General features: G+C 40.5%; 11 protein-coding genes and 1 pseudogene. 6 read left to right on the forward strand and 6 right to left on the reverse strand.

The features are described 5' to 3' along the window. Positions 1–3: 3 nt before the first annotated feature. The 4 genes from mobB to radD all read right to left on the reverse strand — a co-directional run bounded on the left by mobB (position 4) and on the right by radD (position 7,000). On the reverse strand, positions 4–546 hold the full coding sequence (mobB, locus tag FR932_RS06015) for a molybdopterin-guanine dinucleotide biosynthesis protein B (RefSeq protein WP_019439747.1): 543 nt from the start codon (positions 544–546) through the stop codon (positions 4–6). Between the two features lie 176 nt (positions 547–722). Continuing rightward, positions 723–3,851, reverse strand: a complete 3,129-nt coding sequence (locus FR932_RS06020; protein WP_019439746.1) for a multidrug efflux RND transporter permease subunit — start codon at positions 3,849–3,851, stop codon at positions 723–725. A gap of 11 nt (positions 3,852–3,862) precedes the next feature. Then, positions 3,863–4,972, reverse strand: a complete 1,110-nt coding sequence (locus tag FR932_RS06025) for an efflux RND transporter periplasmic adaptor subunit (RefSeq protein ID WP_019439745.1) — start codon at positions 4,970–4,972, stop codon at positions 3,863–3,865. A gap of 312 nt (positions 4,973–5,284) precedes the next feature. Continuing rightward, the gene (gene radD, locus FR932_RS06030) at positions 5,285–7,000 is read right to left on the reverse strand and encodes a DNA repair helicase RadD (RefSeq protein WP_019439744.1); all 1,716 of its coding nucleotides are present in this window, start codon (positions 6,998–7,000) and stop codon (positions 5,285–5,287) included. A gap of 248 nt (positions 7,001–7,248) precedes the next feature. On the opposite strand from radD, the pseudogene FR932_RS21620 reads away from it, so the two are divergent. The 6 genes and pseudogenes from FR932_RS21620 (at position 7,249) to FR932_RS06065 (ending at position 14,455) form a co-directional block, all read left to right on the forward strand. Beyond that, positions 7,249–8,787 (forward strand): annotated as a pseudogene (locus FR932_RS21620) (catalase). An 84-nt stretch (positions 8,788–8,871) separates the two neighbouring features. After that, a complete protein-coding gene (locus tag FR932_RS06045) occupies positions 8,872–9,417 on the forward strand; it encodes an ankyrin repeat domain-containing protein (RefSeq protein WP_240532340.1) in 546 nt (181 codons plus the stop codon). A 202-nt stretch (positions 9,418–9,619) separates the two neighbouring features. Further along, positions 9,620–10,834 carry an acetyl-CoA C-acetyltransferase gene (locus tag FR932_RS06050; RefSeq protein WP_019439740.1) on the forward strand — a complete coding sequence of 405 codons (1,215 nt, stop codon included), beginning with the start codon at positions 9,620–9,622 and terminating at the stop codon, positions 10,832–10,834. A gap of 2 nt (positions 10,835–10,836) precedes the next feature. Further along, a complete protein-coding gene (locus FR932_RS06055) occupies positions 10,837–13,062 on the forward strand; it encodes a 3-hydroxyacyl-CoA dehydrogenase NAD-binding domain-containing protein (RefSeq protein WP_019439739.1) in 2,226 nt (741 codons plus the stop codon). Positions 13,063–13,247: 185 nt separating this feature from the next. Further along, complete coding sequence (locus FR932_RS06060; RefSeq protein ID WP_019439738.1) at positions 13,248–13,481, forward strand: hypothetical protein; 234 nt, start codon at positions 13,248–13,250, stop codon at positions 13,479–13,481. 113 nt (positions 13,482–13,594) lie between these two features. Next, a complete protein-coding gene (locus tag FR932_RS06065) occupies positions 13,595–14,455 on the forward strand; it encodes a PA4780 family RIO1-like protein kinase (RefSeq protein WP_019439737.1) in 861 nt (286 codons plus the stop codon). A gap of 170 nt (positions 14,456–14,625) precedes the next feature. Here the strand turns inward: FR932_RS06065 and FR932_RS06070 are convergent, their stop codons facing one another. Then, positions 14,626–15,009, reverse strand: coding sequence for a hypothetical protein (locus FR932_RS06070; protein ID WP_019439736.1), 384 nt, complete (start codon positions 15,007–15,009; stop codon positions 14,626–14,628). A 108-nt stretch (positions 15,010–15,117) separates the two neighbouring features. Next, positions 15,118–16,023 carry a LysR family transcriptional regulator gene (locus tag FR932_RS06075; protein ID WP_019439735.1) on the reverse strand — a complete coding sequence of 302 codons (906 nt, stop codon included), beginning with the start codon at positions 16,021–16,023 and terminating at the stop codon, positions 15,118–15,120. Positions 16,024–16,171 lie beyond the last annotated feature (148 nt).

Consider the following 16,171-nt stretch of genomic DNA (forward strand, 5'->3'; position numbering starts at 1 on the left):
AGCTTAAGATTGTTGGCTATAATGCATGATAAAGTCGGTGATTGCATCAATGTCGTTCAAGGCTAAATAAGTTAACTTTCTATTAAGTAACTGCTTTTTATCTATCGCTGCATCTGTGGCGATTGCGATCACGTGTGCGTCATTGATGGCGAGTAATGGCTTACCTAAACTCGGTCGATGCAGTTCTATTTTGGTAAATGCCTCATGCCGAAACCCCTCAACTAACACCAAATCCAATTCATCTGTATTTAACCAATTAAGCTGTGTGATTAATTGCGGCTCGACAGGTTCATCCTGCTCTGAAAATAAAATAGTCCGGTGCGGTGACGCTAAAACCATTTGGCAAGCACCGGCCTTGCGTAGTTTAAAGCTGTCTTTGTTCGGGTTATCCATTTCGATATCATGATGGCTGTGTTTTACCATACCGATACGTAAACCGCGCTCAGTTAACTTTGGTAGTAGTTGGGTAATTAAGGTTGTTTTACCTGTACCACTGAATGCGGCGAAGCCAAGTAAGGGAATAGGGAAGTTGTCTAAAGAAGTCATGATGAATACTCAATTACAGGATGAAGGGGCTAAAACTAACTCGGCGTTTAATATACCTTTTAACTTAAGTTATGGGTAAAAAAAAGGTCGCATAAGCGACCTCTTTACATCAATTCTAACCAGATATTGATTTAGAACTAACGATGGCATGTATTACTGCCGTTTATATGCAGGAATTAACTTGCTGGTTTTTCAGCAGCGGCAAATTTTGCACATTCAATTGCATGTTGTTTATCACTTTCTTCTAACTCTGCGTCTTCAACGAAAACCGGTAATGGTTTGTGTTCAGTCGCAAGGAATGAATAAATCACAGGTAAGATGAATAGTGTAAACAGTGTACCAATCGCAAGACCAGATACAATCACTAGACCAATACTAAAGCGCTGTTCTGCACCCGCACCAGTTGCATACATTAACGGGATAAGACCCGCAATCATTGCTGCTGTTGTCATTAGAATTGGACGTAGGCGTACTTTAGCTGCTTCAATTACCGCTTCTGTTCGGCTCTTACCGTGATGTAACTGTTCTTCTTTTGCAACTTCACAAATCAAGATACCGTGCTTAGTAATCAAACCGACGAGGGTAATCAAACCAACCTGAGAATAAATATTCATGGTTGATAAGCCCCATGCCAGTGATATTAACGCACCAGATACAGCAAGTGGTACAGATACCATAATAACTAAAGGATCACGTGCTGATTCAAACTGAATAGCTAGTACAAGGTAAATGATTGCCAATGCAAGCGCAAAGGTCATGTACAAAGCACTACCTTCAGTTACAAACTGACGAGATTCACCCATAAAGTCATAACGGTAACCTTTTGGAAGCATTGAGGACGCTGTGTTTTCGAACCATGAAATTGCATCACCCATCGCGACACCAGGACTCGGTACTGCGCCAATTGTTGCAGAGTTAAGTTGGTTGAAGTGAGGAAGCGAACGCGGTTCAGCAACGACATCAATAGTGATCAAGCTGCCTAACGGTACTGCGTTGCCATCAGCTGCACGTACATAGTAGCTATTCATTGATTCAGGATTTAAACGGTATTTACGTTCAACTTGAGGTATTACCTCGTAAGAACGGCCATTTAAATCAATACGGTTAACGTAACCGTCAGACATCATCGTACTAAGTGTAATACCAATGTCTTGCATGGTAATACCGTAAGCGCCGGCTTTGTCTTTATCAATGTTAATCTTCATCGTTGCAGAGTCGTAGTTAAGGTCTAAATCCGAATACACAAATAATGAGTTAGATTGTACTTCTGTTAATACATCACTTGCCACTTGGAATAGACTTTCAAAACTATTCGGTGTCGTAATTACAAATTGTACCGGTAAGCCAGAACCAGCACCTGGTAACTCAGGCATTTGGAAAGCAATAACTGACATGCCAGGTACATCTTTAACAAGTCCAGTAATACGATCAACAACTTCGCCTTGGCTTGCTTCACGTTCACTCCAAGGAACCATAGACGCAATACCAAATGCTTGGTTTGAGCTAGGTACACCAGAGAATATCTGAGCGTAGGCAATTTCAGGCTGTTCGTTTAGCTTAGCGTTAACTTCACTCATTGAATTTTCAATGTAATCCAAGTTAGCATTTGAGGGTGCAGTACCCATCATCATCAATACACCTTTATCTTCTGACGGTGCAAGTTCGCTTGGAATAAATTTGAACAGGAATGGCATAGCTGCAAATACGATAACAGCAAATGCAATCATAACTGGACGTTTGTGCATTACTGCGCTGATCATTCTTTCATAACCGTTAGTCTTACGTTCAAGGAAAGCATGAACAATTTGTTCAAACTTGCTTGGCTTCGCATTGGCTAATAAGATTTTAGAGCACATCATCGGCGACAATGTTAATGCTAAAATACCAGAAATGAATACCGCACCAGCAAGGGTAAGCGCGAATTCTTTAAATAACGCACCCGTGATGCCACCCATTAACGCAATCGGTGCATATACCGCACCCAGTGTTAATGTCATCGCAATAACAGGTACGGCAATTTCACGCGTACCGATCACGGCGGCTCGGAAAGGGGACTCTCCGAGTTTGATGTGGCGGTCAATATTTTCTAATACTACAATCGCGTCATCTACTACCAGACCAATCGCCAATACCATCGCCAGCAAAGTCATTAGGTTCCATGAGAAACCAAACATCTGCATGACCATTGCAACCCCGATCAAAGACAGTGGGATTGTCACGATTGGAATGATAACGGCACGCAGTGAACCAAGGAATAAGGTAATTACTACGATAACGATAAGTGCTGCTTCGATGATCGTTTTAATGACTTCTTTGATTGATTCATTGATCGCAACCGTTGAGTCATACATCACGTTCATGTGGATGTTTGTCGGCAAGTTACGTTCTAGTTCCGGTAATAATTCTAATACGTCAGCAGCAATGTTAATTGGGTTTGCTGTTGGTGCGGCATTGACGGCTGCAACCACGGCTTCTTTACCATTTGCTGATGCGCGATAAACATCATGGCTCTTCTCTAAAGTAACTTTTGCAATATCACTTAAGCGAATCACTTGACCTTTATCTGTTGATACAACAAGACGTTCTAGATCTTCAGTACTGCCTACTTGGGTATCGGCATTACCATTGTAAAGCACGAATTCACCAATCGCTTGACCTGTTGCAGACTGATAGTTGTTACTATTCAGTACACCCATAATTTCGGTTGCGGTAAGGTCATAAGCGGCCATTTTTAATGGATCTAACCAAACACGTAGTGCGTATTTAATACCACCGTACATGTCTACTTTAGAAACACCGTTAATGGTGAACAGTTGTGGGTTGATTACACGATCAAGATAATCGGTTACTTGACTAGAAGACAGTTCATCACTGCTAAAGGCAATGTACATTACCGCAGTCGTTGAACCCGTAGACATCGTCACCGTTGGATCTTCTGCTTCTTTTGGTAGTTGTGAACGAACCGAGTTCGTTTTAGCCAAAATATCAGAGAGTGCCGCATTCGGATCGGTATTTAGCTTCATCGTAATGGTAATGGTTGAACTACCCAATACACTTGATGACGTCATAAAGTCGATATTATCGGCTTGGGCTACCGCTTGCTCTAAGGGCTGAGTAATAAAGCCTTGGATCAAATCGGCACTGGCACCGTAGTAGCCAGTTGTTACGGTAACAACCGTATTGGTCATGTCAGGGTATTCTCGAACCTGCATTTTGAAAATTGCTTGAACGCCAAGCAACGCAATCAAAAAGCTGATAGATACCGCTAGAACAGGACGCTTGATAAAAATATCAGTAAAGCGCATGTATCCTCCGATTAAAGCATTGGTGTTTCAGCTGGTACTTTCAATGTATCGTTTTCAATAATGCGCACTTTCGCGTGATTACTTAAACGTACTTGACCTGATGTGACAATTTTGTCACCGGCTTTAACACCTTCCAATACATGAGCTATAGCATCAATACGTTCGCCAACTTTGACAACTGATTGTGTTACACGTAAATCACCATTTTCGTCTTCGTTAACAATGTAAACATTGTCACCGTAAAGCGTAAACGTAATGGCAGTTTGTGGTACTGTAATTTGCTTTTCAACTGTTGGCAGAATGACATTTGCACGTGCAAACATACCTGAACGAAGCTGTGAATCGTTGTTTGGAATATCAGCTTGGATTTGAATTAAACCACTTTGATAATTTACAGCAGGCTCGATAGCACTAATTTTACCACTGAATGCTGTATCAGGATAAGAGTCAACAAAAATCTCAACGACTTGGCCTAAATATACTTTCGAAATTTGAGTTTGTGGCACAGTGAAACGAAGACGCATAACACTGCTATCTTCTAAACGCACAATTGATGTACCAACAGATAAAAACTCACCTAAGAATACATTACGTAAACCAACTTCACCGTCGAACGGTGCTCGAATTTGGCGACGTTCAATCACTGCTTTTTGGCTTTCAATATCAGCAAGTAGTGAAGAATACGCAGCTTCAGATTCGTCTAGTGCTTCTTTTGATACTGCATTTTTCTTATAAAGTGCTTCGTAGCGTAAGAATTTAGATTTCGATGCGTTCAGTTTTGCTTGCGAACTTTTTAGGTTTGCTTTTTCTACACGAGAGTCAAGATTAACCAGTAATTGACCTTTGGTTACTTTTGTTCCTGAGTCAAATGAGATGCGATCGATTTTACCTGCAATTTCGTTAGAAATTTCTACACCTTGGTTAGGTTCGATAAAACCAATAGCTTGAATAGTTGGGATCCAATCCGATGTCTTAATATCGACAACAGTGACTGGAAACTCAGGTTCAGGTCTATTGGCCATAAATTCTGCAATCTTTTGCTGTTTAAAAAGATTAAAACCAATCACACTGCCAAATAAGGCGAGTGCGATTAGTAACATGGCTAAGGTCCACTTTTTCATGACTAGATTAACTCCGGGGTGTTATACATATGTTATAAGTTCTGATATGAAACTGAGCTTGTCCATGCAGTATCGTTAAAGATGACTTTCGCTGAAAGCTCGTTCAGAGATGTGTTTGTTATACCTATTTTAGATGTTAACTAAACTCAATCAAGCATTTTGTTTATTAAAATAGTTTATTTACGTATATTTACCAAATAGGTAGTTTTACTAGTATTTTTGTTGACAATGGCCTTTAAATCGTGACAGCCAACTGGTCTAATTTTAGGCTTTTAAGGCTGTTTTTAGTTCACTATCTTTAGAGTTTAAACTCTATATTTGATTGGCTTTTCTATAACTGCCTTTGTAATCGAATATACGATGTTCAATTTTCCAGAAATATTTTTCCTTTTTTGCTATCACGAAATCAGGTGGCACAAACCCTTGTATTTGCGCTGTAATTTGTTCTGCCGTTGATGCTGTAATTGGGGCGCCAGTGATGGTTCTTGAAAATATGCTGAAAAAACGTTGGCGTTGCTTATTATTGCTGAAATAGAAGGTTTCTTTAACAACTTCACCATCTTCATCATGATAATTAAGTTTGATTTTATCACCATCGGCTTGTGCTGAAATACCCGAACAGCGCAGTACTTTACGATCTTTTAATTGCAGTGCTTTTTTTAGTTGGTTGTCGGGGTCGATTAAGTCCACGTGGCATTGTTGACATTCTCGAGCGGCAATATCATTTTCGGCATTACACTGTGGACATTGCTTGTATTTAAAGCGGTAGTTGCATTGTTCTTCAGTGCCATTGCTAGCATCTACTAATCCTTGGCAGCGACGACCATAGTGCTCAATGATATCACCATCGGCATCGGTTATCCCCCAAAATAGATTGGCAAAATCACAGCTTGGGCAGGGTACTTGTACCAGATCACTGTTGCTGTTCGGTTTGCTTGAGCCAATCTCAGGTTGGTACAAATCAAATCCGTTACCTGCGTAATCAATAATCAAACAATCGGCTTTGCCTTCAGCAAGGCGTAAGCCTCGGCCTGCTATTTGTTGATACAAACTGACGGAGTCTGTTCGGCGTAAAATGGCGATGACGTCAACGTGTGGGGCATCGAAACCTGTGGTTAATACTGACACATTAACGAGGTATTTAACTTCCTTGCTTTTAAACTGACGAATCAGTTCATCACGTTCTTTAATCGAGGTTTTGCCTGTGATTATAGCGGCTTGCTCGTCTGGTAATTGTTTAAAGATCTCTTTTGCGTGCTTGATACTGGCAGCAAAGATCATGATGCCTTTACGATTGGCTGCAAGCTCGATTAATTGCTTACAGATCGCATGGGTTACACGGGGGCTTTTAGCTAAAAATTGATCCAGTTGTACTTCATTATATTCTAGTGGCAAATCATCAAACTGATAACGGGCAACGGGGGCATCGATTACGGTTGGTGTGGTTAAGAACCCTTTCTGCACGAGATAGCGTAGCGGTAATTCAAAAATACAGCTTTCAAACGGGGTATAGTCTTCTGTTCTGACATAACCTTGATAATGCTTTTTGTATATCCAGCCTTTGTCTAAACGGTAAGGTGTTGCTGTAAGGCCAAGTACTTTTAGTTTTGGATTGGTTTTTTTTAAATGGCTGATAACTTTTTGATATTGGCTATCTTCACTTAAACTGACACGGTGACATTCATCAATAATCAGCAAGGAAAAGAAACCCTCAAACTTATCCAGGTTACGGCTCAGTGATTGCACACTGGCAAAGGTGGTTTTAAGGCCATGTTGTTTTTTACCTAACCCTGCCGCAAAGATACCCGCTTCAAAACCGTCATGTTCAAACTTACTGTGATTTTGTTCCACCAGCTCTTTTACATGGGCAAGGATTAGCACTGGATGTCTTGCTAAGTGGGCAAGTTCGGCGAGCACATGACTTTTACCTGCGCCTGTTGGCAACGTGATAACAGCAGGTTGATCTGATTTTCTAAAGTGAGCTAAAGCGGCATCGACAGCTGCTTGTTGGTAATCGCGAAGAGGCATAGTTTATTTATATTTAAGAATCGATTAGTAAGGTGATTATCAATACATTAGTACTAAAAGTCCAGTTTGATATTCATTTGTATAGACTACTGGATTGATAGGTATTCTATTTTAGTCTTTGTTTTAAATATAGTTTTAGATAGTTAATTCCTTTTGATGAGTAAGGTTATAACGTATTAACAAATCATACCAACCTTATTAGACTGCGCACTTTGATAATATACTTTATAGTGTGAGTGAGATAGAAAATGAATTTTAACAAAAAACCTTTAGTGATTGCCTTAGCTTTTAGCGTAACGAGCACCTTAACGGCAAGTATTGCTTTTAACGTGACAGCTGAAACCCTCACTCGAGATAATGGTGCTCCAGTTGGTGATAACCAAAACTCAATTACTGCAGGTCCAAATGGCAGCGTGCTATTAGAAGATGTGCAGTTAATTCAAAAACTACAGCGTTTTGCGCGTGAACGTATTCCTGAGCGTGTTGTGCATCCACGTGGCGCAGGTGCTCATGGTGTATTCGTAGCAAGTACTGATTTTAGCGGTATTACTGCTGCAGCACCCTTTGCAGATAAAGGTAAAGAGACCCCGGTATTTGTACGTTTTTCTTCGGTGAGCCACAGTAAAGGTAGTCCTGAAACAGTACGTGATCCACGTGGTTTTGCCACTAAATTCTATACTGACGAAGGCAACTGGGATCTGGTTGGTAATAACCTGCCGGTATTTTTTATCAGAGATGCAATTAAATTCCCTGATATGGTGCATTCGTTAAAACCATCACCCGTGACTAATATTCAAGATGCCAACCGTGTGTTTGATTTCTTTTCCAATGAGCCGGGCGCTATCCACATGTTGACGTGGGTATACAGCGATAATGGCACGCCTGCAAGCTATCGTAAAATGGACGGTTTTGGTGTTCATGCTTATAAGATGATTAATGATGGTGGTGAAGTGAGCTATGTGAAATTTCATTGGAAGAGTTTGCAGGGCATTGATAATTTAGATGCAGATGAAGTAGCTAAAGTGCAATCTACGGACTTCCAGCATTTAACCCGTGACTTGTATGCCAGTATCGCCGCAGAGGAGTACCCGCAGTGGGATTTATATATCAAAGTCATGAGCCCATCAGATCTTAATCACTTTGACTATAACCCACTTGATGCAACCAAAGTATGGACTAATATTGCTGAGACGAAAGTTGGCACAATGACGTAAAACAGAATGCCGACTAACTTCTTCCAAGAAACGGAACAGGTGGCGATGGCGCCAGCAAACCTTATTCCGGGTATTGAACCGTCTGAAGATCGGCTTTTACAAGGTCGTGTGTTTTCTTACTCTGATACACAAATGTATCGTTTAGGGGCGAATCATCAACAACTACCGATTAATCGTCCATTAGTAAACGTGGTTAATTATAATCAAGATGGTGTGCTAAATGTTGGCACAACCCAGTCTAATGTGAATTATCAACCAAGCCGTGAAGGGGTTGTTGAAGATCAAGCTGCACGTCATTCTACGCCATCGTTAGCTGGAGATGTGCAGCAACGCGCTATCTATAAACAACAAAATTTTGCACAAGCGGGTGAGCTATATCGTAGTTTCACTGAGCAAGAGCAGCGTAATTTAATCCGTAATTTATCGGGTGATCTTGGTGCTGTCGAAAATAATGAAGTTAAGCATAAGATGTTGAGCTTTTTTTATAAAGCTGATACTGAATACGGCACTCAATTAACGAAAGCGGTAAACGGTGATCTTGTCAAAGTTAAAAAATTAGCAATGAGCTTATAAACAAGTTAAGTAATGATGATGCGAAATAATCTTCTTTTTAAGGCGATTATTTCGCATATATTAAATGAATTGAGTACTAACAAAATGCTAAATCCAAAAAAGATTTTCCCACTAATATTTTTGATATTACCTGTTTTATCCTTACTTGTGATTATTAACTTACATGCGAGTGAACTCACCGTTCATGAAGGCTATGATGAACTTACTCCTTACTATCATGCAGCAGCAAGAACTGGAGATGATGAGGTTGTGATTGAATTCTTGAATGCAGGTTTACCGATTGATATTAAAAATCATAAAGGTTATACCGCGTTAATGATCGCAACATATAACGGTAATCGATCTATTGTGAATACATTGATCAAACGTGGCACAGATGTGTGTGCTGAAGATAATAAAGGCAATACGGCACTTATGGCTGCCATTTTTAGAGCTGAGTTCACTATCGCTAAGATGTTGTTGAAAAGTGATTGTGACGCAAACCAGCAAAATAAAGCAGGGCAAACAGCTGTTATGTATGCGACATTATTTGGCCGTAAGGAGCTAAGATCGTTACTTATTAAACGCGGCGCTGATGTATTACTAAAAGACAATAGTGGTAATTCGGCTGATAGTATTCAAGAATATTGAAAAATGTGATTATACATAGACTACGATTGTGAATCGATAACAACACAAATCACTTGTTATGTTAGACCTTAATTCGCTAAGTTCCTAAATTGTTGTGCTATTGTTGTATTAATGCTTACCTTTTTTTTATTGTGAAAAATAACATAAGCAGTCACAAGGTTTACTGGTTTCGCATTTCTTTATTTTTAGCTAGGAGACAGTCATGATCCCTGAAGCTTACATTTACGACGCAATTCGAACACCGCGTGGTTTAGGCAAACCCAGTGGCGCTTTACACGAAGCCAAACCCGTTAATCTTTTAGCTGATTTACTTAATCACCTACAACAACGCAATGGCTTTGATACGGATGCGGTCGATGACATTGTATTGGGATGCGTGACGCCGATTGGCGAACAAGGTGCAGACATTGCTAAAACGGCGGCGCTTGTTGCTGGATGGAAAGATGATGTTGGCGGGGTGAGTTTAAATCGATTTTGTGCTTCAGGACTTGAATCTATCAATATGGCAGCGATGAAAATACGCTCGGGTTGGGAGCATTTAGTCATTGCTGGTGGGATTGAATGTATGTCTCGGGTGAAAATGGGCAGTGATGGTGGCGCTTGGTCAATGGATCCTGAAACCAGTTTAGCGACTGATTATATGCCACAAGGGATCGGTGCTGATTTAATTGCCACGATCGATGGTTATAGCCGTGAAGATGTAGATGCCTTTGCGGCACGTTCCCATCAACGTGCGACGGCTGCGTGGCAACGGGGGGCGTTTGATCACTCAGTGATCCCCGTACACGATCGTAATGGCATGTTATTACTTAATAAAGACCAACTTGTTAGAGCGGATTGTTCCGTTACGTCCCTCGCTAAACTTAAACCTGCTTTTGCTCGGCTTGGACAAGCTGTGTTTGATAGTGTCGCTAAGCGTCGTTATCCGCAAGTCGGCAGTATTCAACATGTTCATACGCCTGGTAATGCCTCTGGTATTGTTGATGGCGCAGCGCTGATATTAATTGGGAGTGCGGAGGCTGGCGTTAAGTGGGACTTGAAACCCAGAGCAAGAGTGGTCGCGACGGCTGTCGTTGGCACAGATCCCACCATCATGCTAACGGGACCTGTCCCTGCAACCCAGAAAGCATTAGCTTTGGCAGGGTTAAGGGTTGAGGATATTGATTTATTTGAAGTGAATGAAGCGTTTGCAGCTGTTGTGATGCGTTTTATGAATGAACTTAATATCTCGGCTGATATTGTTAATGTAAACGGCGGTTCTATTGCGATGGGGCATCCGTTAGGCGCAACGGGGGCGATTATTCTCGGTTCGTTATTAGATGAATTAGAGGCTCGTAATCTAAAGCGTGGTCTTGTTACCTTGTGTGTAGGTGGAGGCATGGGGATTGCAACAATTATTGAACGTGTAGAGGGATAACTATGTCATTAATTAGTACCGTGTCATTAATTAGTAGTACGACATCAATTCGTATAGAGCAAGATGATGCTGGAATAGTACATTTAATTTTCGATAAAGCCGATTCAAAAGTTAATTTACTTGATCGTTGTTTTATTGATGATTATGTAAAAACAGTGAATCAACTCAAAAAAATGACCTTTACCGGTGTTGTTCTGCGTTCAGCAAAAACAAGTTTCTTTGCTGGGGGCGATATAACGGAACTCAGCGATAGCGCGATTCAAGACATTGAAGCAAGTTTCCAATTATTATCCTCGCTGAAAGAGTCTATGCGCTGGTTAGAAACATGTGGAAAACCGCTAGTTGCTTGTATCAATGGTGCTGCACTTGGCAGTGGTTGGGAACTCGCATTAGCCTGTCATTATCGTATTGCACTGGTGACAAATACGGCATTGGATATACCAACAGTAACATTAGGTTTGCCTGAAGTTACTTTGGGTTTAATACCGGGCGTGGGTGGCGTCGTCAGAATGACACGCTTGTTAGGGTTTGAAACGTCAATCCCGTATCTACTTAAAGGGAAACAATTCGACAGTGAAGAAGGCGTTAAACTGGGGTTAATTGATCAAATCGCGACATCAAATGTACAAATGATGGCACAAGCAACGAATTGGATTTTGTCACAACTACAACCAGTGAGACAGACCTTTGATATTGAAAATTATCAATTCCCCGGTGGTCATGTTAATAACCCGAATATCGCGAGCTTGTTAGTGCAAGCGCCCGCCATGTTAAAGCAAAAAACACAAGGCAATTTACCGGCACCAGAGGCCATTTTAGCAGTCATGATTGAATCTGCTGAAGTAGATGTCGACACGGCGTTAAGATTGGAAACACGTTATTTTCTGAATGTGATTAGCGATCAAGTGGCTAAAAATATGATTAATACTTTTTGGCATCAATATAATCAAGTCAAAGCCGGAGCGTCGCGCCCGCTAGATTATTCTGTCAGGAAATTTAGTAAAGTTGGTGTACTCGGAGCGGGTATGATGGGGGCGGGTATTGCTTATGCGTTAGCAAGCCATGGCATCACAGTGATCCTAAAAGATATCAGTATAGAAAAAGCTGTTTTTGCTAAATCATACACAGCCTCTATTTTAGCGAACTGTAAACTTGCGGATGAAGAAAAAGGTGCAATTTTAAGACGCATTATACCATCCAAGGCTCACACCGATTTGATTGGTTGCGATATGGTTATTGAGGCTGTTTTTGAAGACCGTAAAGTTAAATCACAAGCGATATCTGATACTCTCGCTGCGATTGATGCTGCTGATACGCGTGATGATGTTAGCGGTAGTTGTGATAAGGGTTGTGATCGTCATGGCCTCATCATGGCCTCGAATACGTCGACATTACCGATAACGAGTTTAGCGACAGCTTCGACAAAGCCTGAAAACTTTATTGGTTTACACTTTTTTTCTCCAGTAGATAAAATGCCGCTAGTCGAGATAATAAAAGGGGATAAAACCTCATTGGCAACCTTGGCTGCCGCGTATGATTTAGTATTACAAATAGGTAAAGTGCCCATAGTGGTTAATGATTGCAGGGGCTTTTTTACCTCACGCTTATTTTTCACTTATGTTTCTGAAGGTATGCGCATGTTAAGTGAAGGTGTACCGGCTGAAGTAATTGAAAATGCAGCGATTCAAGCTGGCTTACCATTAGGGCCTCTCGCCATTATTGATGAGGTGAGTTTGTCACTGGTGGATAATGTACGTAATCAAACGCGACTAGATTTAAAAGCTGAAGGCAAAGAGCGCATAGATAATCCTGCTGATGCTGTTTTAGACAAGTTATTGGCCTTAAAGCGACGAGGTAAATTAGCGGGCGCAGGTTTTTATGATTACAGTAGGCAAGGTCATAAGCAGTTATGGCCTGGTTTAACGACGGTATTTCCAACCCAAGATAACTGGGATATAGAGACGGTGAAAGACCGTTTATTATTTGTGCAATCCTTAGAGGCGCTCAGAGCGTATGAAGAAGGGGTGGTGACAAGTACCCGTGATGCCAATATCGGTTCAATTTTTGGTTTAGGTTTTCCAGCTTGGACTGGCGGTGTTTTACAGTTCGTTGATCACTATGGTGCTGTCGCATTTAAGCGCCGTTCAGAGCAATTAACTGAACAGTTTGGTCCGCAATTCACACCTGCTGCGATACTCTCACACTGGTATTCTCACAGTAGTAAATAGAAGTCGTAAACGACTTAATGCAAATGCAGTCTCAATGATAGACGTTTGTCGAACGTTGGGTGAGCAATGACGATTTTGTAAAAGTTGAAGTGTAAGTCTCTTGTTCATGTGCGATTCATATTTCGCGTTATATTATGAAGATTAAGCATAACGAGAAAGCTAATTGAGAGAAGAGAAGATTACACATGATAAATACAGCATACAAGATCATAACGCTTTTAATTGGGTTCATTAGCTTTGTATTCGTGACAGGCTTAGGCTTGATACTTACTACTGTCTTGTTAATTACAGGCATAATCGCGAGGCCATTTTTACTGAAAAATGTACAAGATAAAGGTAATCAGCCACAGGCGTATAAGGTAAATGATGCCGTACCAGGTCAAGTGTATGAAGGCAAATATGAGCGAGTGGATCAGTAAAAATACTGATGTCTGTGATGACTGTTTATAAATTACACGATGATGTTTTAAAACAAATTCACTAATGTTATTATCCAAGGTTCATGTAACGGTTAACTAGGAGATAATAACTAGTGAAAGTGCCACAAAGAATACAACCTCTTGTTGATGATGGACTTGTTGACGAAGTCGTTCGTCAGCTTATGAGTGGTAAAGAAGCAACTGTATATGTTGTGCGGTGTGGGCAAGAGATCCGTTGCGCTAAAGTTTATAAAGAAGTTGAAAAGAGAAGCTTTAAACAGGCTGTTCAATATCGTGAAGGTCGTAAGGTTCGTAATAGCCGACGCGCACGAGCAATGGAAAAAGGCTCTAGCTTTGGACGTAATGAGCAAGAGAAGGTCTGGCAAAATGCTGAAGTTGAAGCACTATATCGTTTAGACAATGCTGGTGTTCGAGTACCTGAACCATATGGTTGTTTCGACGGTGTTTTACTCATGGAACTGGTAACTGATGCAGACGGTTTTGCGGCACCGCGTTTAGCTGATGTTGTATTAACACCAGAACAAGCCGTTATAGATCATGATAAAGTGATTCACTTTGTTAAATTAATGCTCTGTGCAGGCCTTATTCATGGTGATTTATCTGAATTCAACGTATTAGTTGACGAACACGGTCCTGTTATTATTGATTTGCCACAAGCAGTTGATGCATCAGCAAATAATAACGCCAAGTGGATGCTTGAGCGTGATGTTGAAAACATGAGACTTTATTATGGCCAATTCGCACCACAATTACTTGAGCTAAAATATGCCAAAGAAATGTGGGCGTTATATGAACTTGGCGAACTGAATGCTGATGCTGAGTTAACCGGCGAGTTTGTTGAAGATACAGAGTCTGCTGATGTCGATGGTATTTTAGACGAGATTAACGCTGCGAGAGAAGAAGAACTTGATCGTTTAGCGCGTATTCAATCGGCTGATGAAGTTGAACAGTAAACTGCGATAGCGAGACAAGCGGAGCTTAATCGCGATTAGAATTGATGGAACCCCTTAGCAATGTGTATTTCTAAGGGGTTTTTTATAACGTTGAAATGAGGATGTACTTATGATCCATGTTTATTCGTAACCTACACTATTTACTTACATTACTCATGACACTGTAATGCCTAACGTGATGTAACTATGTCTTGCTCCATGCTGGTGAAACTTTCTTCCGAAACCAATCTATTTGGTCGTAAACCAACACAATTTGTTGGTAAGTCCTGTTCGCGCTCTAAATATAATGCGCAATTATATAAATTCTTACGTAATGCAATATCACTACCTAACTTATCTTCTCCCCAATAATGTAATTCAAAAATCAAAAACCAAAAGATTTGTTCTTTTTCGTTTGAGACTTTCTCGTCGACTACATCCAGAGATTGCCAATCTTGTAAAACATCCCATACCAAGTTACTTAATTCTTTATAACTGGTTTTATGCATGAGAAATTGATTTAAGTTGTTTGTTAATATTTCTGATTTCTCATTAATAAATGCGATTGCTTGCATTGGTTTATCTCCACTTGTTTAAACTAATTTTAAGTTTAGCCTCAAACATTTATTTGGAGAGGTTTAAACTTGATTAATAATGCCTAAAAAGTAATAGTTCGATCTTGGTCACATCATTGTCGCTAAGTGTTTGAAATGTTCCTTTAGGAAACTGAGTAACACACGATGTTTTTTCGAACCCGCGCTTCCTGGTGGAAAAACGCCGTATAGTTCAATATTTGCTAACTCATAATCAGACAACAGTTGTTCGAGCTTATGCGAAGCTATTTTAGGTGCTGCGTCGTAAAATGGAATTCGCGCAATACCATGACCACCTTCAACAAAGGCTGTACGTGCAGCCGCATTGTTGGTCGTAATACTTCCTTTCGGTTTAACGCTGTATGCGCGAGTGCCTTTAGTCAGTGTTACTGTACTCGAGCTTAATTTATATAATACCCAATTATGTTCGACCAGTTCAGTCGGGGTTGTTGGTCGACCATATTTATTCAAATAATTGGGTGATGCACATAAACAGGTTTTCATTGAGATTAGTTTTCTGGCCTGCAAGCCGGAGTCAATCAATGGGGCGCCCCTGATCGCGAGATCAATCCCTTCTTGCATGATGTTAACGATATCATCGGTCAGTATGATGTCCAATTCAATTTTCGGAAATTGGATCTTGAACATGTTTAATGCTGGAACAATGATCTGTAATCCAACATTGACCGGACAAGTCACCTTCAATAAACCTTCAGGTTCATGTTTTAAATTTTCTATTTGTTGATTTGCAGCTTCAGCTTGCAGTGCGATTTCTTGACAGTGTTGGTAGTACTGTTGACCTGCTTCTGTAAGGGTAAAACTGCGAGTGGTACGGTTAAGTAATTTTAGTCCTAGCTGTGTTTCTAGCTTTTTAAGGTGATAACTGACAACAGCGCGCGAGAGGTTTAAATGTTTTGCAGCAGCAGAGAGCGTACCTTGTTCGACAATCTGAGCGTAAACAACCATACTTTTTAATTGTTCAAAAGAAACATTCATTGATTGAAACCATATAGATGCAGTAATGAATCAATTGTATCAAAAATATGAACAGTGTAGTCAATTTACTCTGCATTGTTAGGTTTATCACTGAGGTATAGACTGCTTGTGTTCGTTGTTACAACGAATGGCACTTGTTATTAATTAA

Source organism: Moritella marina ATCC 15381 (assembly GCF_008931805.1).
Taxonomy (GTDB): domain Bacteria; phylum Pseudomonadota; class Gammaproteobacteria; order Enterobacterales; family Moritellaceae; genus Moritella; species Moritella marina.

What these genes read in the sequence shown, in the direction of transcription:
- mobB (WP_019439747.1), bottom strand. Translation starts at nt 546, where the DNA reads ATGACTTCTTTAGACAACTTCCCTATTCCCTTACTTGGCTTCGCCGCA.
- FR932_RS06020 (WP_019439746.1), bottom strand. Translation starts at nt 3,851, where the DNA reads ATGCGCTTTACTGATATTTTTATCAAGCGTCCTGTTCTAGCGGTATCT.
- FR932_RS06025 (WP_019439745.1), bottom strand. Translation starts at nt 4,972, where the DNA reads ATGAAAAAGTGGACCTTAGCCATGTTACTAATCGCACTCGCCTTATTT.
- radD (WP_019439744.1), bottom strand. Translation starts at nt 7,000, where the DNA reads ATGCCTCTTCGCGATTACCAACAAGCAGCTGTCGATGCCGCTTTAGCT.
- FR932_RS06045 (WP_240532340.1), top strand. Translation starts at nt 8,872, where the DNA reads ATGCTAAATCCAAAAAAGATTTTCCCACTAATATTTTTGATATTACCT.
- FR932_RS06050 (WP_019439740.1), top strand. Translation starts at nt 9,620, where the DNA reads ATGATCCCTGAAGCTTACATTTACGACGCAATTCGAACACCGCGTGGT.
- FR932_RS06055 (WP_019439739.1), top strand. Translation starts at nt 10,837, where the DNA reads ATGTCATTAATTAGTACCGTGTCATTAATTAGTAGTACGACATCAATT.
- FR932_RS06060 (WP_019439738.1), top strand. Translation starts at nt 13,248, where the DNA reads ATGATAAATACAGCATACAAGATCATAACGCTTTTAATTGGGTTCATT.
- FR932_RS06070 (WP_019439736.1), bottom strand. Translation starts at nt 15,009, where the DNA reads ATGCAAGCAATCGCATTTATTAATGAGAAATCAGAAATATTAACAAAC.
- FR932_RS06075 (WP_019439735.1), bottom strand. Translation starts at nt 16,023, where the DNA reads ATGAATGTTTCTTTTGAACAATTAAAAAGTATGGTTGTTTACGCTCAG.